At 47.1% G+C, this 21524-nt stretch carries 12 protein-coding genes and 1 pseudogene; 4 read left to right on the plus strand and 9 right to left on the minus strand.

The features are described from left to right. Positions 1–27: 27 nt before the first annotated feature. Positions 28–4158, minus strand: a complete 4131-nt coding sequence (locus QUA57_RS22350; protein ID WP_333063665.1) for an EAL domain-containing protein — start codon at positions 4156–4158, stop codon at positions 28–30. A 462-nt stretch (positions 4159–4620) separates the two neighbouring features. On the opposite strand from QUA57_RS22350, the gene acnB reads away from it, so the two are divergent. The 4 genes from acnB (at position 4621) to QUA57_RS22370 (ending at position 8683) form a co-directional block, all read left to right on the plus strand. Continuing rightward, entirely contained in the window at positions 4621–7236 is a 2616-nt protein-coding gene (gene acnB, locus QUA57_RS22355; RefSeq protein ID WP_333063666.1) for a bifunctional aconitate hydratase 2/2-methylisocitrate dehydratase, read from the plus strand. Between the two features lie 159 nt (positions 7237–7395). Beyond that, the gene (locus QUA57_RS22360) at positions 7396–7752 is read left to right on the plus strand and encodes a hypothetical protein (RefSeq protein ID WP_333063667.1); all 357 of its coding nucleotides are present in this window, start codon (positions 7396–7398) and stop codon (positions 7750–7752) included. A gap of 9 nt (positions 7753–7761) precedes the next feature. Further along, complete coding sequence (locus tag QUA57_RS22365) at positions 7762–8217, plus strand: nucleic acid-binding protein (protein ID WP_333063668.1); 456 nt, start codon at positions 7762–7764, stop codon at positions 8215–8217. Between the two features lie 85 nt (positions 8218–8302). Beyond that, complete coding sequence (locus QUA57_RS22370) at positions 8303–8683, plus strand: cupin domain-containing protein (RefSeq protein WP_445242214.1); 381 nt, start codon at positions 8303–8305, stop codon at positions 8681–8683. Positions 8684–9020: 337 nt separating this feature from the next. Here the strand turns inward: QUA57_RS22370 and QUA57_RS22375 are convergent, their stop codons facing one another. The 8 genes and pseudogenes from QUA57_RS22375 to QUA57_RS28780 all read right to left on the minus strand — a co-directional run. Next, positions 9021–9680, minus strand: a complete 660-nt coding sequence (locus tag QUA57_RS22375) for a pentapeptide repeat-containing protein (protein WP_333037700.1) — start codon at positions 9678–9680, stop codon at positions 9021–9023. A 161-nt stretch (positions 9681–9841) separates the two neighbouring features. Further along, positions 9842–11491, minus strand: a complete 1650-nt coding sequence (locus QUA57_RS22380) for an ABC transporter substrate-binding protein (protein WP_333063669.1) — start codon at positions 11489–11491, stop codon at positions 9842–9844. Positions 11492–11656: 165 nt separating this feature from the next. After that, entirely contained in the window at positions 11657–16492 is a 4836-nt protein-coding gene (locus QUA57_RS22385; protein ID WP_333063671.1) for a PAS domain S-box protein, read from the minus strand. A gap of 841 nt (positions 16493–17333) precedes the next feature. Next, positions 17334–18809, minus strand: a complete 1476-nt coding sequence (locus tag QUA57_RS22390; protein WP_333063672.1) for an adenylate/guanylate cyclase domain-containing protein — start codon at positions 18807–18809, stop codon at positions 17334–17336. A gap of 70 nt (positions 18810–18879) precedes the next feature. Further along, positions 18880–19224, minus strand: coding sequence for a slr1659 superfamily regulator (locus tag QUA57_RS22395; protein ID WP_333063675.1), 345 nt, complete (start codon positions 19222–19224; stop codon positions 18880–18882). Between the two features lie 47 nt (positions 19225–19271). Next, a complete protein-coding gene (locus QUA57_RS22400; protein WP_333063673.1) occupies positions 19272–19850 on the minus strand; it encodes a DUF6272 family protein in 579 nt (192 codons plus the stop codon). A gap of 77 nt (positions 19851–19927) precedes the next feature. Beyond that, positions 19928–20863, minus strand: coding sequence for a SpoIIE family protein phosphatase (locus QUA57_RS22405; RefSeq protein WP_333063674.1), 936 nt, complete (start codon positions 20861–20863; stop codon positions 19928–19930). 326 nt (positions 20864–21189) lie between these two features. Continuing rightward, a pseudogene (locus QUA57_RS28780) lies at positions 21190–21381 on the minus strand (hypothetical protein); the annotation flags it as partial. Positions 21382–21524: the final 143 nt, after the last annotated feature.

The raw sequence follows: 21524 nt of genomic DNA on the forward strand, positions 1-21524 counted from the left end.
GGCACTATTTATCAATCTGTACCTCACTCAGTCCATAATGGCTATATTACCGAGATTTATCAGGATTTCTGTCACCGCAGAACTGTCCAAAGGTTTAGAAAACCAATATCCCTGAGCTAATTCGCAGTCGAGTTCTCGAAGCTGTGATAACTGTTCGGCTGTCTCTACACCCTCGGCGATCGTATTCAATCCCAAATTGTGAGCCAAAGTTACGATCGCCCGCACAATCTGCAAAGGCTGACCCCCGTCGTCACCGTTTTCGACAGCCCCCAAGCGGCTCACAAAAGATCGATCTATCTTCAGTGTATCCAGCGGAAAACGGTGCAAGTAACTCAAAGACGAATAGCCAGTACCGAAATCGTCGATCGACAATCGAATATTTCTACCTTTTAATTGGGCTAGCACAATATTGGCTTTCTTGACATTTTCCACGATCGCGCTTTCAGTAATCTCCAATTTTAAACAGCTCGAATCGCAGCCTGTTTCTGCTAAAATTTCATCGATTTCATCGATTAAATTCGGCATACCTAACTGTTTAGGAGAGAGATTGACGCTCATTGTTAATTGCGAAGGATCAATAATGGGTAATTTAAAATTCGGAATTGGTACCTGGGAAGTTGTACTGAACGTAGCCGAAGTATTGGTAATTGGGAATTGGGAATGGGTAATAGATGAGTGGAAATCAGTAATCGGGAATTGGTAACTGGGAATTGGTAATTTTTTACCGATTCTTTCTTCGCTGTGACCAATATTGGGGCTAGGCTCAGTAAAAGTTCCGTGTTCCTCCTTCCCTGTATCTGTTACATCAGTTAAATTCCCTCCATTGCTCGTTGCCCTCTTCTCTGTTGTTACCCTGAGCGAAGTCGAAGCGCCTTCTTCCTTCTTGTTACGCTGAGCGACTCGCCCTGATTGCAGCCGAAGGGAGTCGAAGGGCCTTGTTCCGACTTCCATGGGACTTCTTCCCTGTTGCTCGGTTAACATTTCTTGCCAAATCCGCAATTGCTGACAAGCTTCCCGCAACACCCAGGCTCCCAGAGGCACGATCAAACCTGTTTCTTCAGCTACAGGGATAAAAGTAGACGGCGGAACTAGACCCCGAACTGGGTGGTGCCAGCGCACCAAGGCCTCAAAACCTTCGAGCGCACCGCTGGCGATCGAAACAATCGGTTGGTAGTGCACAATAAAGTGCGAACGTTGATCCTTGCTCTCTCCTAATTCCTCCTTGCCCAAAATAGCCAACCGCAGGTCAGTTTCTAACTGCAACAGCGACATAGTTTGGTCGTGCATCGCCAAATTAAACACTTCGTGGCGGGCCTTACCCAAAGCTTTAGCGCGGTACATAGCGATGTCAGCATCGCGTAGGAATTCTTCTGGGTGAGTGTACGAATTTAATTCGCCACTGGCGGTGGCTTCGCCTCGACTGAAAACAATGCCAATGCTAGCGGTGGTAAATACTTCGTGTCCTTCGAGATGAAACGGCTTCGTCAGTTCTTTTTGTATCTTTTTAGCTGCGAGGGTGGCGTCACTGAGGCTCTGAATGTGGTCTAGCAGGATGGTGAATTCGTCTCCCCCCAGTCGGGCGACGGTATCAGAAACGCGGACGCAGGTTTGCAGTCGCTCCGCGAGGGCGATTAGCAGTTTGTCTCCTAAAACGTGTCCTAAAGAATCATTAACTACTTTGAAGCGGTCTAAATCTAGGAAAAGTAAACCAAATTTGTAATCGGGGGACTGATTGGATCGGCGGATGGCTTGTCCTAGCCTGTCGATGAACAAAACCCGGTTGGGCAAACCCGTCAGCGCATCGTGAAAAGCGCCGTGCAGCAGTTGCCGTTCTACTCGCTTGCGCTCGGTGACATCTCGGATAATAATCTGGCCAGCAGTCGAGCCTTGATAAATAGCGGGGATGCCGGCCATTTCAACGTCTATTATTTGTCCGTCGAGCCTCATCAGTTTTTGTTCGGCAAGGTCGAGTGGCTGATTTTCTATCTCGACTAGCCGAATGCGCTCTGTGGCTATTTCCACATAGTTTGGATGGACGAAATGCAATATGGGAAAGCCGATTAGCGCATCGGGAGAGTTCGCACCGAGGAGTTTCGCGCCGGCAGCATTGATGTAGGCGATTTTCCCTTGACTGTGAACGGCGATCGCTTCGGGAGATAGTTCTACTAAACGGCGATAGCGTTCTTCACTTTCTTTGAGAGAGACTATTAACTCGCATCGCTCTTTTTCAGCTTGCTGGCGTTCGACTTCCATTTGGTGAACCGCCAGAATTTTGCCAATACTTTGAGCCATCAATTCTATAATTTCTATTTCCTCGTACTTGAACTTTCTTTTCTTTATTTCTGGCGAACTAAAACTCAACGTGCCGTAAGTTTTATTGTTAACAAATATCGGCGTTCCAATGTAAGATTCCGCCTTGCAGTTCTGATAAGCAGGATGTTCGCGCATCTCAATATCTGCTCCTATATGAGAATACGCAACTGTTTTGTTAAGTTTAATGACTGCGGCGCAGTAAGTATCGCTGAGGTTCAATTCTAAGCCTCGCACGAAGTATTCTAAATCGCTTTTAGCTGCTCTGACAATAAAAGTCTCGTTGTCAACTTCAGCCATGATGCCCATAGAAAGTCCAAACATCAAACAGCCTGCTGTTAGATAATCGTCAACCAGTTCTTCAAAGTTTTGATAATGATAAGTTGTAATCCGATGCAAATGTTTGAGATTAGCGCTAAATGCTGCTAAAGCTTGAGAATTTAAAAATAATTCTTCTTCCGAGCGCTGGCGGTCGGTAATGTCTGTTTGTACTCCAATAAAGTGGGTTAAGTGTCGCCGCGAGTTGTAAACTGGAGCGATCGAAAGTTCGTGCCAAAAAGGAGTGCCGTCTTTCCGAAAGTTGCGTAATATAACTTGAGATTCTCTGCCTTCTTCAATCGCAATTCGCAATTGTTTGGCAGCGGGGGTGTCAGTGTCTGTACCCTGCAAAAATCGGCAATTTTTCCCCATTAACTCGTCTCTGCGATAACCCGTAATCCGCTCAAAACTGGGATTGACATAAATAATCGGATTATCTGCAACGGTTGCGTCGGTGATTGCAATGCCGTTGCTGCAACTTTCGATCGCCCGTTCCATCATTTGTAAGCGCTCTTGCGATATAATGCGCTCGATCGCCGCAGCTAACACGTTGGCGATCGCTTCTACAAAATAAACGTCATCTTGACTGAAAACCCGCCCTTGGCTGGTATGAACCCCCAAAATGCCCCAGGCCGGCGAGGATGAACTGTTCGCTGGTTCTGCTTGTCCCCAGTTCCTCCCCAGTCCCCGATTGCCGGGAATAATTACAGTGACGCCGCTGACTGCCCGATGGTTATGCAGTAGCGGCAACTCGCTAAAGCGCGTTTCCACCCGCAAATCTTCGACGATCGTCGGTTCGCCCACTAGCAATGTGTAACCTGCTTGCGATCGGGCAGAAGCGGCAACAGTAGCGCTGCCGACGAGGCCCGGCTGCCAGCCAACCCCCGCTCGCAGCAGAAAAGCATGACCAGAGGGCAACAGTTCTAATACCTGGCAATAATCAACGTCTAGGGTTTGAGCAATTAAAACCGCAGCTTTGTCCATCAGTGCGGACAAATCTGTTTCGGCCAGGGCCTGCTGCCCCAAGTAAGCGACGGCCGCTTGCTGGCGGGCCCGCGAGTGAATTGACGTGAGCAATTCCTGCTCCTTGGCGGCCACTCGCTTCCGATCCGTAATGTCGCTGAATACCGACAGAACAGCTTTCCCCGACACCAATGTCAGATACCGCATCGATACACTTGCCCAAAACAGCGTGCCGTCAGCTTTTTTCAGCCGGATTTCTGTCTCGCGGACGTGTCCGTTGCGGGCGAGCCGCAACAGCAATTCCTGGCGCTCTGCAGGTTTGTGGTAGAGCATTTCGGCTTTTTGGCCGTTGATCGACTTGAAGGCTGTGAACCCGAAAGCCTGACGGCATAAATCGTTACTATAAAGAATTGTGCTGTCCGCCAGACTGCTGACGATCAGTGGCATTGGCATCGAGTGGGCGATCGTCAGCAGTAATTCTTTGGTTCCTTGCAGCTCTTTGTACAAGTCTGGCTTGGAGGCCCAGCCGTGACAGTCTTCAGACTTTTCAGGGATAAAACTTTCCATTGTTTAATCGATCCATTAGCAGGACAACTTTTTTAAACTTGTGGTCAATCAATACTGCGGACGGTTTTTAATTAGCATTCGTAGAATAAAAGTTTCAAGGCGATTCGCCAATCGAGCTACCAACGGAAAATCAAGGGTTTCAAACTACGAACTAAAAACAGTCCAGATTATTGGTAAATGACGATTTCAGATGCAGAGGAGGATCTACAGTAGCCCACAACACATTAATCTTAACCAGAACTCTGCAACTGAAGGCCCCTAAACTGCTCGGCTGAAGTTTGATACGCTGCTCTCCCGTTAAAGACCACATCTGTCTTTGGTATGAAAATCTACTGTTTTTAAAGTTGCGTTAAGTTTTGATAAGAGCGAGGTACTTTACCCAATGTGCAGCGGAAGCTCCTAATCTAAAAAGTAAAGTCACCTACAAACAACCACCGAATACTATCCGAGGAGAGAGGAGAAATGCTTGAATCTTACCGCCGTACCGCTGCCGAACGGGCCGCTTTGGGAATTCCACCCCTGCCGCTAGACGCCCAGCAAACGTCGGAACTGTGTGAACTGCTGAAAAATCCGCCGGCTGGAGAAGAAGAGACCTTAATAGAATTATTGCGCGATCGCGTCCCGCCAGGAGTAGACAGCGCCGCCTACGTCAAAGCTGGTTTTTTAACTGGCATTGCTAAAGGCGAAATCCACAGCCCCTTAATTGCTCCCAAATGGGCAGTTTACCTGCTGGGGACAATGATGGGCGGTTACAACGTCCAATCTTTAATCGATTTGCTCAATCCTACTGCCGAAATCGCCATTCCCGCCACCGCCGCCCGGGCACTGAGCAAAACGTTGTTAGTATTCGACGCTTTCCACGACGTTATAGCTTTGTCTGATACCAATCCCTACGCCAAACAGGTAGTCGATTCTTGGGCGGATGCCGAGTGGTTTACAGGTCGTCCTGTGTTGCCAGAAGCGATTACCGTTACAGTCTTCAAAGTTCCTGGAGAAACCAATACTGACGACTTGTCGCCAGCACCTCATGCTACCACGCGGCCCGACATTCCCCTACACGCTTTGGCGATGCTCGAAAGTAAGATGCCTGGGGCTTTGCAAACTATTGCAGAATTGAAGAAAAAAGGTCATCCCGTAGCCTATGTTGGTGATGTTGTCGGTACCGGTTCGTCACGGAAATCGGCGATTAATTCCGTGCTGTGGCATATTGGCAATGATATTCCGTTTGTGCCGAACAAGCGCAGCGGCGGTTATATTTTAGGAGGTGCGATCGCCCCGATTTTCTTCAATACCGCTGAAGATTCCGGCGCTTTGCCGATCGAATGTGATGTCTCGCAAATGGAAACAGGAATGGTAATTACCATCCATCCATACAAAGGCGAAATCACCAACGAAGCCGGAGAAATTATCTCCACCTTCACCCTCAAACCCGACACAATTCTAGACGAAGTTCGCGCAGGTGGCCGAATTCCGCTATTAATTGGACGCACTTTAACCGACAAAACCCGCGCAGCTTTAGGACTAGAACCCAGCACTATTTTTACCCGCCCTACAATCCCAGTAGATACGGGCAAAGGCTTCACTTTAGCACAAAAAATGGTAGGCAAAGCTTGCGGTTTGTCCGGCGTTCGTCCCGGTACATCTTGCGAACCAGTCATGACAACAGTCGGATCGCAAGATACCACCGGGCCAATGACTCGCGACGAATTGAAAGAACTTGCTTGTTTGGGATTTAGCGCCGATTTGGTAATTCAAAGTTTCTGCCACACCGCCGCTTATCCAAAACCAGTTGATGTCAAAACTCACCATGAATTGCCCGATTTCATGGCAGAGCGCGCCGGCATAGCTTTGCGCCCCGGAGACGGCATTATTCACTCTTGGCTGAACCGGATGTTATTGCCAGATACAGTCGGAACTGGCGGCGATTCTCACACTCGTTTTCCTTTGGGAATTTCCTTTCCTGCTGGTTCGGGATTGGTGGCGTTTGCTGCGGCCTTGGGCGTTATGCCTTTGGATATGCCGGAATCAGTTTTAGTGCGGTTTAAAGGCGAATTGCAGCCCGGAGTAACGCTGCGGGATGTTGTGAATGCAATTCCCTATGTAGCCATTCAAAAAGGTTTGCTAACCGTCGCGAAACAGAACAAGAAAAACATCTTTTCTGGGCGGATTATGGAGATTGAAGGTTTGCCCGATTTGAAGGTCGAGCAGGCTTTTGAATTGACCGATGCGACGGCCGAGCGTTCTTGCGCTGGATGCACGATTAAATTGAGCGTGGAGACTGTTTCCGAGTACATTCGCTCCAATGTCGCGCTGCTGAAAAATATGGTGGCGCGGGGCTATCAAGATGCGCGGACTATGATGCGCCGGGTGGCGAAGATGGAGGAATGGCTGGCTAATCCGGTGCTGATGGAGGCGGATGCTGATGCGGAATACGTTGAAATCATCGAAATCGATCTGAACGAGATTAAAGAGCCAATTGTGGCTGCTCCCAATGACCCGGATAATGTTAAGTTGTTGAGTGAGGTTGCGGGCGATCGCGTTGACGAAGTATTTGTCGGTTCTTGCATGACAAATATCGGTCACTACCGCGCCACTGCAAAGGTGTTGGAAGGTGCAGGGGAAGTGAAAACTCGCCTGTGGATTTGCCCGCCAACTCGCATGGACGAACAGCAACTCAAAGAAGAAGGTTATTACAGCATTTTTGGAGCCGCTGGAGCGCGTACAGAAATGCCTGGTTGCAGTCTTTGTATGGGCAATCAAGCGCGGGTTAAAGATGCGACAACAGTGTTTTCAACTTCTACTCGTAACTTTAACAACCGCATGGGCAAAGATGCACAAGTTTATCTCGGTTCGGCAGAATTGGCGGCGGTTTGTTCCCTGTTAGGTCGCATTCCTACAGTCCAAGAATACAATGACATTGTGTCGAAGAGAATCGATCCTTTTGCTGGGGATTTGTATCGGTATTTGAATTTCGATCAAATTGCTGGTTTTGAGGATGAAGGGCGAGTGATTGCTTTGGAAGATATGCCTCGAATTGAGGATATTTTGGGGATTCCCGATGGTGTGTTGAGCAAGTAAAAAGTGGGGCGGGCGATCGCCCGCCCTTTGTTTATAATAGGAGTAGGGGTTCACGCCTGCATTTCTAATTCACGTCCAGGATATTGATCGACCCGCCCCCCTCCCTTTTTCGTAAATCAATTGAACTTCATATAAATCTGAGAAAGGAGAAAAGTGATTATGCCTGACCCAGCTTTAATCAGGGAAAGCCAAGCGACAGCAACTTCAGCGCCAGAAACTCGCATAGGCGAAGAAATTGTAGATTTTTTGCGGGAGATTCAGCAAACTCCGAGAGAATATTGGCCAAACTTACTTCAGATGATTCGGCTATTTCGCGAAACAGTAGAAATGAAGCCAGGAACCCCGGATAATTCGATAAAAGCTACAGACGAAATTAAGACCATCGATCCCCTACAGCAGCACGAAGCTCTGAGCAAATTGCTACAGTCTTGGGTTGACGATGGAGATGAACAGGAGCAAACAGAAACCGGTGAAGTTCTCCGCAAGGCACTAGAAGAAAATTCCGTGCATATATAAGATCATTCCATGAGCCGAATAGTGTTCTTAGATTCTGGGCCGTTAGGAATTGTTACCAATCCCAAAGCCACATCTCCTTTATATCAAGAGGGTAAACTTTGGCTGCAATCTTTGCCACTGAAAGGTTACATTGTAATACTCCCAGAAATTGCTGACTATGAGGTGAGGCGCGAATTAATTCGTGCAGGTAAGGCGGCCGGCATTAGACGACTTGATGAACTTAAATCGCAACTTCCCTACCGTCATTTGACTACAGAGGTAATGCTTTTAGTGGCTCAGTTGTGGGCTGATTCGAGAAGGAGAGGAAGACCAACAGCCGAACCTAATGCACTTGACGGGGATGTGATTTTGGCGGCGCAAGCAATATTGGAGGCAAGTGAAGGCGATGAGGTGGTAATTGCTACAACAAATGTGGGGCATTTGTCGCAATTTGTTGATGCTCGCGAGTGGCGACTAATTGAGTAATGTTTAAATTGATCGCACTTACCCTATCCCTGTTATACTTTGAACTACAGCTATTTTTGCAAACACCGTTGGCGAGATAAACAGGATGGTGGAAACAGTGGATACAATCGAAAAAATTGACGATCGCACACAAACCCGCTATTGGGGTCAAGTTACAGTCATAGACGCGGGCGATCGTTATAAGATCAATCGCATTGAAGTCAAGCCGGGGCATCACATCAGCACCCAAATGCACTATCACCGCAGCGAGCACTGGGTTGTTGTCTCCGGTACCGCTAAAGTTATCTGCGACGACAAAGAGACGATTCTCATGCAGAAACAGTCAACCTACGTTCCCATGAATACTGCTCACCGCGTAGAAAATCCAGGCGTTATTCCTCTGGTGATGATTGAAATCCAAAATGGTGAATACCTCGGCGATGATGACATTATCCGCTTCGCCAAAGATGCTAACGAGGAAGATTGAGCCTAGATCCAAATATGAAGCAATCGCAGACGCCAGGGAAAAGCTTCCCACACCGAACAATGACCGAAAGCATCCAGGATACAAGCCCTCGGATTCATCCGTGGAGAAATAAAAAAAACCTGTATCCGATGAAACTTGCCCCCCGGATTTATCCGTGGGGTCAATGCTTCAATTTTTTAATCTAAAATCTAAAATCTAAAATCGATTGACCTACGCAGCGACCGGCAACAAGATAAATCATACAATTAAAACTATAGGGGCAATTTCAGAATTGCCCCTACCTTATTATATTAAGTTTGTTAAGCACCAGCATTTGATATAGCAATTGGCGATCGTCCTACGGCAAAGAAGCGTTTTCTAAATCTACATTTGCCATATTGGCATTCTTTAAATTAGCACCTGTCAAGTCTGAACCGTTCAAATTGGCACCGTTCAAATTTGCATTGGTCAAATTTGCATCCCGCAAGTTGACTCCCTGTACGTCTATTCCCGACAAACTGCCACCTCTGAGGCTGATATTAGCTAAATTCGCTACAGACTGGCGAGCATTTCTCAGGTTTGCACCCGCCAAATTGGCGCTTTCTAAATTAGCGCCGATTAAATTAGCGCTGGTGAGGTTGGTATTTTTCAAACTTGCAATCACTAAACCCGCCAAACTCAGATTAGCGCGGCTCAAATCAGCACCCTCCAAATTAGCCCCGTGCATTTTAGCCCCAATTAAACTCGCACCTTGCAATTTAGCTTGTTTCAGATTTGCTTCATTCAGTTTGGCTTCGTCCAAATTTGCACCGTTCAAATTTGCACCTCTGAGATTCGCACCGCTCAAATCTGCCCCGCTCAGATTCATACCAGCAAGTTGCGCTCCTGTCAAGTCGCATTGGTTACATTTTTTAGTTTCTAATAATTGCTTGACGTGGGATACGTTTTCTGCCTTTACTCCCGAGGCTAAGCCCATCGCAATTACCAGCCCTGTTGTTGTTAAAATCCCAAGTTTCATATACCCACCCTCAGCAATATCTCTCTTTTAATAATATCCCACATTATTAAATAGGTTAGGGTGATCAGTCTCTTTGATAAACTGTGACAATCATCACCCTATTGTGTACAAAATATGCAATAATTATTGACGTTTCAACTCCCCTCTATTATTGTAACGAATTATTGCTTTTTCAGGAACCAAAAAGGAAAAGATTGCGTCGGTTCTAGACGGACGCCGGTGATGCTGTTCTGAGCAAAAGTATAGTCCTTATCCTGCCAAAGAGGGATGAAAGGTACATCTTTACCCAGTATGTCTTGAATTTCGGCAAATATGGCTTTGCGGGTTTCAGGGTTTGTTTCTTTGCGCTGCTTGTCGATCAGTTGATTTACCTGATCGCTATAATAAAACGAACCCTGACCTTGACTTTGACCCTTGGAGCAGCCCTCAGCCTCGGAACCTGTCGCACAATCTAAAAACGGGTGGATGTAATTGTCAGCGTCAAAAAAGTCGGCGGACCAATCCACTAAAACCGCAGGATAAATTCCCTTCTCTATGTTTTGAAACAAAGTCGGAGATTCCACGCTGTTAATTTCTACCTTCATTATCCCGTCCATTTTGAGTTTAGCTTGCGCCTCCATCATGCTCACCACTAAAGCTCGTTTTGTGGAAGATGAAGCATACCAAATTGGCAGAACGAAAGGATTTGTGGCAGAGTATCCCGCTTTCGTTAAAAGTTCCTTAGCCTTTGTCGTGTTGGCATCACCGTAGAGTTCTTTAAAAACCGGTTTTTGAACGTCGAAGTTTGTGGGAATCAGACTGTAAAGCGGTTGTGCTTGTCCCCGCAGTACGCGCTCGTTAATCACCGGGCGATCCATCACTGCTGCGATAGCCTGTCTGACTTCTAACTTGTCCAGCGGTTTAGACTTGGTATTGAGCGTTATGTAATTAACCGTACTGCTTTCCCCCGCGATTTCCTGCCATTTCCCTTTTTTTGCTCCCTCGTCCAAGCTTTGAACTTGGTCTGCATCCAGAGACAAATAAGCCACATCAACGGCCCCAGTCTGAAAAGTATTGAACAAATTTGACGAACTAGAAAGCAGCAAAATGTCAATTCCTTGATTAACCGGCTTTTCCCCCCAATACTTTTCAAACACGTCAAACTTGAGAGAATCGCTGCCGTACTTCGCCAGCTTGTAACGTCCAGTTCCCACAAACGTATCGGGTTTAAATTTACCCTGTCCAATCTCGTATGCTTTCGGAGAAACAGCACACATACCGGAAAATGTCAACAGGGAAGGAAAAGCAGAAAAAGGCTTTTTGAGTTGAAAAGTTAATTCATATTCGCCCGTGGCTTTCACCGATTCTACTGCATCGCTCAACAACATAGCCGGACTGCCACCATTTTTGATAAACCGCTGCAAGGAAAATTCCATTGCTGCGGCGTTAAACGGTGTGTCATCGTGAAAAATAACGCCTTGACGCAAGGGGATTGTATATGTCAATCCGTCTTGGCTAACTTTTGGCATTGCTGTCGCTAAGTGGGGGATTAACTTTGTAGTTCCAGACTCGTAGGTGTAGAGAGTGTCGCCCAAATTTCGCAGCAATTGTCCTGATAATGTTTCGTAACCGTCCGCAGGGTCGATCGTCCGCAATTTCAAGGTTGTGCCAACAGTAATGCGGTTATTAGCATTTTCGCCGCTCGCATTCACCGATCGACGTGATCCCTGCCCGCAACTTGCCGTTAACAAGCAGCACAGAAAGAACAGAGCTATCGCTTTAATCACTGAAGGTTTTATATGTATTCTAGGCTGGTGCTTGTTAATTCCCATCGTCTTTTTTTGACACTCCAAATTATTGATTATATTATCAGGACTTACGCACTGTTAGACTAGAAACCGGATTTATTGATAGATTCTCCTGTAATACAAATATCGCTGCCTAACCAGAGCAACTTAAAAGCTTGGTGATGTCGGCTCGGTTTGACATCCTTCGGCTCAATTTTTATAGCTGGCTGGGTCATGAGTGTTCTTGCTAAGAAGTGCGGCGATCGTCTTAATTAATTGATCCGGTTCGATCGGCTTTGCCAGATGTCGCTGAAATCCAGCTTGCAAAGCTTGCTGTTGATTAAACTCGCCCGCATAGGCAGTCAGCGCGATCGCGGGAATCAGCCCACCCCGTTCGGGCGGCAGGGCTCGCACTTGCCGCAACAGCATATAACCATCCATCCCCGGCATTCCAATGTCGCTCAACAGGACATCGGGCTGGAAATTAGTCAACGCTGTGACGGCTTCTTGAGGGACAGCAACAGTCAGTACCTCTGCACCTGCATCTTCTAGCAAAAAGGAAATCAAGTCTCGCATATCCGGCTCATCATCTACAACCAGTATCCGCATCCCGGATAACGGTTCATCTGCAGTCGATCGTTCCGAAAGTCCTGCAAGAGAGTTTTCTTGTCCCTTTACCTTCCCTGATAGGGGGAGTCTTACAGTAAAGGTAGCTCCTAGCCCTTCACCCGGGCTATCTGCGGCAACGGTGCCGCCGTGGAGTTCCACTAGATGCCGCACGATCGCCAGCCCCAATCCCAAGCCACCAAAATTGCGGGTTGTAGCGCCATCTTTTTGCCGGAAGTAGTCAAACACGTAGGGTAAAAACTCCCGTGCGATGCCAATCCCTGTATCCGCCACCGTAATTTGAGCGTGATTGCCCACACGAGTCAAATTCACCTCAACGCGCCCTCCGGTTGAGGTGAATTTGACCGCATTGGAAACAAGATTCCAGATTACTTGTTGCAAACGGCCCGAATCCCCCAAAATCTGTCCCACCTGAGGATCTAACACAGTCCGAATATCAATGGATTTGGCAACTGAAGCCAAATTGACGGTTTCGATCGCCGATTCCACCGTTAAAGCTAAATCGACTGGACGCATATTAAGACTGAGCTTGCCTTGAAGAATTTTCGAGACATCGAGCAAATCTTCAATCAGTTCACTTTGCAGCTTGGCGTTGCGTTCGATCGTCGCTAACGCCTGTGCAGTTTTGGCCGCATCCAGCTTGCCAGTTTGCAGCAGCTTTGACCAGCCCAGGATGGGATTGAGGGGCGATCGCAATTCATGGGATAGTACCGCTAAAAACTCATCCTTGATCCGATTTGCCTGTCTTAGCTGTTCCGCTTGCTGCTGGAGTGAATCGTTCAGGTTTGCCCGTTCCAGAGCGATCGCGATCTGGTCACAGGTCGATCGCAGCATATCGATTTCTGCAGGCGTAAAGTGCGTCCGAGTCCGGCTGGCAAATGAGAGCGTTCCTAATAACTGCCCTTGAGCGATTAACGGTTGACCCGCGTAAGCCGTGATGCCCATTTCATAGGCGACTTTAGCATTCGGATGAGTGGAGAGTTCGGCTTGATTCAAGACAAGTTGCTGCTGCGTTTGGGCGACCAGTCCACAGAGATATTCCCCTAATTCGATCCATGCGATCGACTGCGCCCTTTCTTCAGAGATGCCATCATAGTTTCTCAAATGCAGCATCCGGCGGTTGTCTTTTTCTTCCACCATGAAGTTGTAGTAAAACTGCAGATCGAGTTGCACTGCCAGTTTGCCGAATAGCGTGTCCATCAAAGCCAGAGGCTTTTCTGTCTGCATCAGATCGCGGGTAGTTTCATACAGCAATTGCAGTCGCTCAATTGCTTGCCGTTGTGCGGTTTTGTCCTGCATGATTTTGACAAATCCCTGCGGAGAATCCGCTTCGTTAAGCAGGGGCATCATCAATCCACTGGCCCAAAAGCGATTCCCATCTTTGCGGACGTGCCAGCGTTCGTCTTCTGCCCGTCCTTGCAGTAGAGCCGTTTGCCTCTCGTGCTCGGGTTGTCCTTGTTCGTTATCTTCGGGCGTGAAGATCATCCGAGCGGGGCAACCAATTGCTTCTGTCTCGGTATAGCCCAACAACCTTTCTGCCCCTGAGTTCCAACTGGCAATGATGCCGTTAAGGTCGAGGGTGAAGATGGCATAATCTTTGGCGCTTTCAAAGATCAGACGGAGGCGGGATTCACTCTGGCGCAGGGCTTCCTCAGCTTGTTTGTGGTCTTCAATATCAACACAGGAGCCTATGTAGCCCAAGAACTCACCTTCCAATCCGTAGCGAGGAACAGCTTCATCCATAACCCAACGGTATATGCCATCAAAGCGTTTCAAGCGATATTCCATCTTGAACGGTTGACGGGCATCAAAGGCAGTCACATAGGTGCCTAAACACCGCTCAAAGTCGTCGGGGTGGACTCCTTCTGCCCAACCATTGCCGCTTTCTTGCTCGATCGTCCGTCCCGTAAAGTTTAGCCACGGGAGGTTGAAGTAATTACAGAGTTTATCGGTGCCAGCCATCCAAATCAGCACAGGGGCGGCATCTGCCATCAGCCGGAACCGTGCCTCACTTTCCCGTAGTGTGGCTTCGGCTTGTTTGCGATCGGTGATATCGTTGACCAGTGCTACAAACCCTTCAACTTTTCCCTGGCTATTGAAGCGGGGAACATAGGTTGCATTGACATAACGGGTTACACCATCTTTGTAGGGAATTTGGGTTTCAAAGGTCACTTCCTCTCCTGCCAAGACTTGCTCAACATAAGGACGAATCCCTTGATAGCCAGTTTCACCTAAAACCTCTCGGAGGTGCTTGCCATAGATTTCCGCTGCCGGATGTCCAAACCATTCTTCATATGCTCGATTGTTGAAGCGGTAGTATTGGTCTGAGTCTACAAAGGTGATCAAGGCAGGCACGGCATTGGTAACTAAACGAAGTTCTGCTTCTCGTTGTTGCAATACCTCCTCGGCAAGTTTTCCATCGGTGACATTTCGGAAATAAACGGTAATCCCGTTCGCGGCAGGGTAGGTGCGAACGTCATACCACCGATCGTGGTCGGGATAAAACGCCGTGACTGATAAAGCCACGCGCTCGTTGGCCACGCGCCGATAAACCCGCTCAAACTCGCTGCCCTTGAGTCCTGGGAATTCTTCCCACAAATTCTTCCGCATCAGATCGCCCGAAGTGCGGTCTAGCAGAATTTCCGCTGACCGATTCAGGTATGTGAAACGCCAATTCTCATCCAGGGAAAAGAATCCATCATCAATGCTTTCCAGAATGTTTCGACTCTGCTCTTCGCTTTGACGCAACGCTTCTTCGGCTTGTTTGCGATCGCTGATGTCGATTAATACGCCCCGCGTCGAAATTATGATGCCCTCAGCGTTGTAGGCGCAATCGCCCTTTGCCAAAATCCAACGAACGGTGCCATCTGCCCACAGCGTCCGATACTCTATTTCAGTATGCGGTTGATTCGCTTTTAACTCACTGAGGACGGTGTGAAGGAATGGGCGATCGTCGGGATGCACGGCTTCTAAAAACACCTGCATCGACATTTCTGTATTGACAGGTAAACCAAACATCGCTTTGGCTCTATCCGTAAAACTCAGCGTGTCTGTTTCTATATCCCAATACCACAAACCAAAATTGCCGCCTTCGCAAGCCAATCGGAGCTGTTCTTCGCTCTCGCGCAACGCCTGGAACGATCGATCGCGCTCGAAGGCGATGCTGGCAACTTGGGTGCCGAACTCGGCGAGTTTATGTTCCCAATCCGTCGGCCTCCGCGCCTCGCTAAAGCAAAGCATCAGCGACCCCAGAGCTAGATGGTCGTGCCTGAACACGGGCTGAGAATGACACGCTAGAATGCCATGAGCCACGCATAAATTTCGCCATGCTTGCGACCAGCGATCGTCGTTGGCAATGTCGGCGCAGGTCACGGGCTGACCGCTATACAATGCTTTGCCACAGGTTCCAATGCACAAATCGTTAATCGGAGCATCTTGGAGTCCTTCACCAAAAGACGGTGGAAAGTCTGGAGTAATGGATCTCTTAAACGTCAGCCCCTGAGCGTCTGCTAGCAAAAAGCCGGCGCGGGTACCGGGATTCAGCCTCGATACTGAGTCACATACGGCTGCCAGACAGTCGTCTAGCGGCTGTCCGAATGCGATCGACTCCAGCAGTCGTTTCTGCTCGATTAGGAGGAGTTCGGCCTGTTTGCGATCGGTAATGTCAGCAAGCACAACGGTCAGTCCACTGGGCGAAGGGTAAATTCGATGGTTGTGCCAACCTTTCCAAGGTGAGTAGAGATAATCAAACTGGAGCGGCGTTTGTGCGCGCATTGCCCGATGAAACTGCACGTAAGCATCGGTGTCAACGGCAGCGGGAAATAGCTCCCAAACGTTCTGACCCAGAATCGCTGACCGCGGCATTCCAACCATTTCACAGTAGCGATCGTTGGCATAGGTGTAGCGCCAATCGCGATCGAGGATGTAGAACCCATCGTTGATGCTAGAAAGTACCGTTTCTAGCTGTTCTTTTGCCTCAGTCACTGCAGCTTGTGCTGCTTCGCCCTGCACCTGTTGTTCTAGTTCCATTGCCTCCTGTAAATTTTGCAAGGCTGCTTTCGCGTTTTTTATAGCAGTGCGCCACGATAGATTGAGTGAAGCGATCAATCCTGCCGCGATCGAAAACATACCCAACCGAACTATTGTCTCTAGATTAACTATCTGTAAGGAATAGAACGGCTCAATAAAAAAATAGTTGATTGCCAGCGTGGATAAAATTGTTGCCAGCAACCCAGCCCCGAAACTGCCATACCAGGTACTCACTATCACCGCGATGAAAAACAGGGGCGTCGTGGTTGGGTAGATCCACGGTAAAAGCGATCGGGTTAGCGCCAGTGCCAGAGCCACGGAGAGGGTCGCCACACCATAGGGAAGTAGTCGAATATCTCTGAAAATGCTGTTGATTCCCTCTAAACTCACCCTTTGTACTCCTTATCCGAAAAATATGTTGATCGCAGCGCCTTACTGCATTCGCGAAGCGTTGCATCTGGCGAATTACCTAACTCATCCACCAATATCTAAATTTGCTTGAGTGGCAAGCCAGAAGGCGTAACGTGTTCATTTGCCCAACGATTAATCGGGGGAAAGGCCATCCCTAATTCATCCGCCAACTTTTTCTGAGACAGGTTCAGCGCTAGCCACCGTTCTCGCACCAAATTACCGATCGCTCGTTTTTCAGCCCTAAGCCGTTCTATTTTGAGAAGCCTCAGAAGTAACAGGTATAATGCTGTTTATATTTTACACCTTTGACAGATTCCAGAGGTCAGTCATCACTCTCAAGATAGGTTTTAGTTGTTGCCGCTTGAACATATAAACGCTTCAGCTTACAAAGGCGCGTCTATTACCGGGGACGGTTTGGCTTTTCTTGAAAGTCTCTGGTTTATGCTTGCCCTAAAAGCTCTCTTTTGGATGGTGTTGTGGCTGATTTTAAACACGCCATAGGCTTATGTTTTCTTCATCCCAGAAAGCTCTCGGGCCTGGGATGACTTTGTGAAGCAAGTCGTAAATGTAGAGTTTGGCCATGAGCGGATTGAACATTATCAAGAGGAGGGACTATCTCTAGTATCTGCCCTAACAGCCTTGGCGACTGTTAGTTATATTATTCGGATGTAACCGGATTTGATATGGCTCATGATTCATGACTTGGCCCAACAACGGATATTTGCTTTCCCCCAGGAGTTGTAAGCAGTTCAAAATTTTAGACCAAACTTCAATGTCCCAAATTCATCTGTGGAATAAACTTAAAATCGACTAACTTGCTTTAAATTCCTTTGAGGAGCGATCGCCAATCCCGACAGCGTTTCAGGTAAATGCGAGCTACCTGATCGCTGGGATTTGTCCGCAAACATTCTTCAAACAATTTTCCCGCTTCTCGGAAATCCTTGCGATCGCACAGTAACATAGCTTCATTATATACAGGCAAACTTGCTAGCTTTGCCGACAGAATTTCCGGCGGATCTGCATCAAATACCTCATAGACTACGACATATTGAGATTTTCCTTTTACCTGTACTTTATCCACAATCCTAATAGCATAATCTGTCGCATTTCGCAACCGTTCCAAAGTCTGGTGAGAAATTAACAAAGGTACGCCGTAATCTTTGGTCAATCCTTCAATGCGAGATGCTAAATTAACAGCATCGCTAATCACAGTGCTGTCCATTCGGCTTATACCCCCGACTGTCCCCAGCATCAAAGAACCCGAATTGATACCAATGCCAATTTGAATCGGGACGTAGCCGACGCCTTGACGGTATTCGTTATAATTTTTCAGGATATTTAGCATTGCAATACCCGCTTTCACTGCATCATCTGCAAAGTCACTAAACAAAGCCATAATTGCATCGCCGATGTATTTGTCAATAAACCCGTTATTGCTAGTAATTGCAGGCTCCATTCGTGAAAGGTAAGCATTGATAAATTTAAAATTTTCTTGGGGAGTCATGGTTTCTGAAAGCGTAGTGAAGTCGCGAATATCCGAAAATAGCACCGACATTTCCTGCTGCACTTGGTCGCCTAAATGGACATCTATAATACTTTCATATCCCAACAAATTTAGAAATTGGTGCGGCACAAATCTACCGTAGGCATCAGTTAAGTCTGATTCGGCATCCAGGGATTTTTCTAAATTTTGGTTGAGGTCAAATAGTTTCTTAATAAATAAATGGCGATCTGCTTCAGCTTCTTTGCGTTCCGTGACATCTTGAAAAACTGCGATCGCAAAAGCAATTTTGCCACCCTCGTCAAAAATTGGCGTTCCCCAAATCTCAAGGGGAACTTTCTTGTCGGGTTGATGAATTTCCAGATTTTCAGCCGTCGCGTTTTCGCCCCTCAAAGCTCGGACGATAGGCAAATTCTCGAAAGGGTAGATAGTGTCAGTTCCCGCAATATAAATTTGATAACTTTCTGACAAATCCTCAACTGCCTTTAAGGGCAAAACTCCTTGACCGAGTAACTGGTGTCCGGCGTGATTTACGTAGTAAGGTCTGCCTTTAGAATCCAGCACGAGCACGCCTATGGGAATCGCTTCTAGAAATTGAGCCAGCTTGATTTCACCTTCGCGCACGGCCTCGAATGCGCGAGAGCGTAACTCAGTTTCAACCGTATCGGAATGTTCAGCAGTAGTTTCCAGCAAGATTTCCAGATCCGCTTTTTCCTCCTTCAAGTCTTCCACTTGCTGGCGCAATCTTTCTATCTCTAAAAGTAGCTGTTCTCTAGATGGTTGTTCTTCCAGCATAACTCTAGAATTTGCGCCTCGACTAACAAAAAATTGCTCAACAGCTCGCACCTTAAAAGTAATAGTGTATCTATAGAAATTCCAACTGCAAACCCGGCATCAGGCGCTGGAAATTCCTCAAAGATTTGCCGTGCCAACCTATGCTTTGAGAGCCTTGTACCGCCATTTGCACCCGGGCGGTTTTGCGGATCTCGATAATAAACTTCGATAGCATATTGATGCCTGAACTGTTCAAAAATTCTAACTGCTGCAAATTGAGGGTAATTTTCGCCGGTTCCAAGTCGCCAACCTTCGTCAGGAACTGCGCTATCGGCGCGTACTCCGCAGGCCCGCTCAGCCTTAGAGATCCAATAAAACTCACGGTTGCCGTTGCTGGATCGTAACAGATCCGGTAATCTTCTGTATTAATTTCCATAGCCACAAAAAAAAAGTCCCTTAGATATTATCTAGCGCCAGCGTTGCTTATACTGTTAATTGCACCATAGTTGTCACCGCAATTACTTCCGGGTCTTTGTGTACGGTCTGGAATTTCCAGCCAAGTTTGACGCTATAATCTGTGAGCATGGTCAACAAACCCAATCCAGAATTGGTACAGCTTTCGTCAGCAGCATTTTTTTCCAACCGCTGAATGTAAAGTTCGCTGGGATCGGAGGTCAGCAACTGGTGAATGTAAGCCTGAAACTTGTCCACAGATTGGGGAGAGATGCTATTAGCAACTGAGAAAATCATTCCGTCGCTCTCTAATTGCAGTTTAATATCGATCGGGTACTCCGAGGTTTGATCATTAAACTTCATGGCATTTTCCAATAACTCGTTGGCAATGTAGCTAACAGCGCTTTTTATTTCAGCTTGTCTTTCAATTGTCGAGGGATCATCTTGGTTGCCCGGAAAAAAAGTCGTCAGGTAGTCAGCCAGAAAATCCGCCGATAAACCGTTGTTCCGCCACCGCTGCTTGAGAGGAACCGAACTCGGAGAAAATCCAATTATTAAGTATTCTTGGCTAGCGGGCTGCTCGATGAAATCGCCGAAAATTTGACTCATATCGATGTGAGAGCTAAAGTTTGAGATGATGGGGATCACTGAATATATTTTAAACTTTAGAAGGGAGATCCAAAGAGTTATTTTTGTTTGAGTCCCAGCAAGGTGATGTCATCAAAAACTTTTTGTTCGCCGATGTGCGATCGCACGTCCTTAATTACAGCCTGCCTGATTTCGCCAGCCGAACGCTGCCAATTAATCTCTATTACCTCAATTAACCTATCTAAACCATAAAGCAGTTTATCCATATTTTTAGCTTCCGTAATCCCGTCAGTGTACAGCACTACCACATCTCCTGAATGCAAATGCACAATTTTTTCAGCAACAAATTCAGCAATATCTGCATCCAGCCCGATCGGGAAACCCAAATCCATCGTATCAAACCGCTCGACAGAACCGTTACACCGCACGACAATCATTTCTTCGTGCTGGCCGCTCAACTTCAGCATTCCTTGCTGATAGTCTAGCAAAGCAAGGCTGGCGTTTTTATCGGATTTCATCCGCTGCACGTTATCATAAATTACACTGTTAATAGCAGTTAAAAATCTCACCGGCTCGGCTTCGTTATAGGCGAGCAAAGTTCGCACTGCCGTTTGAACCATAATCATTAACACGCCGCTCTCCAATCCGTGTCCCGTCACATCGCCAATGCCAATTTTCACTCTACCTTTGTGCTGCAGTACATCGTAATAGTCGCCGCCTACTTTCTCAGCAGCTTCCATAAATCCCGCAATACCTAAGCCGATAACTTCCTTGAGATCTCGGTCTTTCGGCACCAGCATCTGCTGAATCTTGCCAGTAACATCTAGTTCTGCGCTCATTCGCATATTTTCAGCTTTTAGGCGAACGTTGAGAACAGTAATTTTTTGATTTGCACCAACTAAGGCATCGGTAATTTTGTTGAACGCACCCACAAGTTGCCCGAGTTCATCTCTGTTATCCAAAATAATTTTGTGGTCAAGATTGCCGCTTGCCATCTTTTTTACAGCTTCGTCCAGGACCAATACACTTTGCATAACTATTCGGTAAAAAATGACAAATAAATAACTCTGGCTAAGCTTATTAACACCACAATAGAAATTATGCGTTTCTTGGCAACAAAACTATCAATGCGTTTTTGCAGAAAAAAGTCTAATTAATTGAGAGTTCCATCCCACAGTTAAAAACTAGAATCCAGAACTCGATCGCTCCCATCAAGATAGGCATAATATTCTACTAAGGCTGTGGGATTAATCAGTTTATCTAGTTGCTCATTTAGGTGTTCTACTACCGAGTTAAAGTTGGTCAAATGCTTACTTGATTTCGGGCTCAGATTCCCGTGAGAATTATTGCTAATACCAATTTAATATGAAGCTGCATAGAATAAAGCTTCCAGAATGAAAGTGTAAGAAGATAGTGAACTCATTTCTTCAGGTGTGATTTGTTGCAGAACCTGATCCAGTCGTTCGCGCAATTCCTTAAGAGTCAGAAACACTTCTCCCTTGAATTGTTGTTTGATAAATTGCCACACTCGTTCAATGGGATTGAGTTCAGGGCTATGGGCTGGTTGACTTGCCGGGAATCAAGTTATCAGGCCAGTGCAGAGCACTGGTCACATGAGCCCCCGCCTGGTCAAGTTGAATAAGTGCGATGTCATCTCCCAGTTGATGTGAGAGGGCATCAATAAACTCCTGAAAT

Source organism: Microcoleus sp. Pol7_B2, assembly GCF_036701035.1.
In the GTDB taxonomy this organism is placed as follows: domain Bacteria; phylum Cyanobacteriota; class Cyanobacteriia; order Cyanobacteriales; family Microcoleaceae; genus Microcoleus.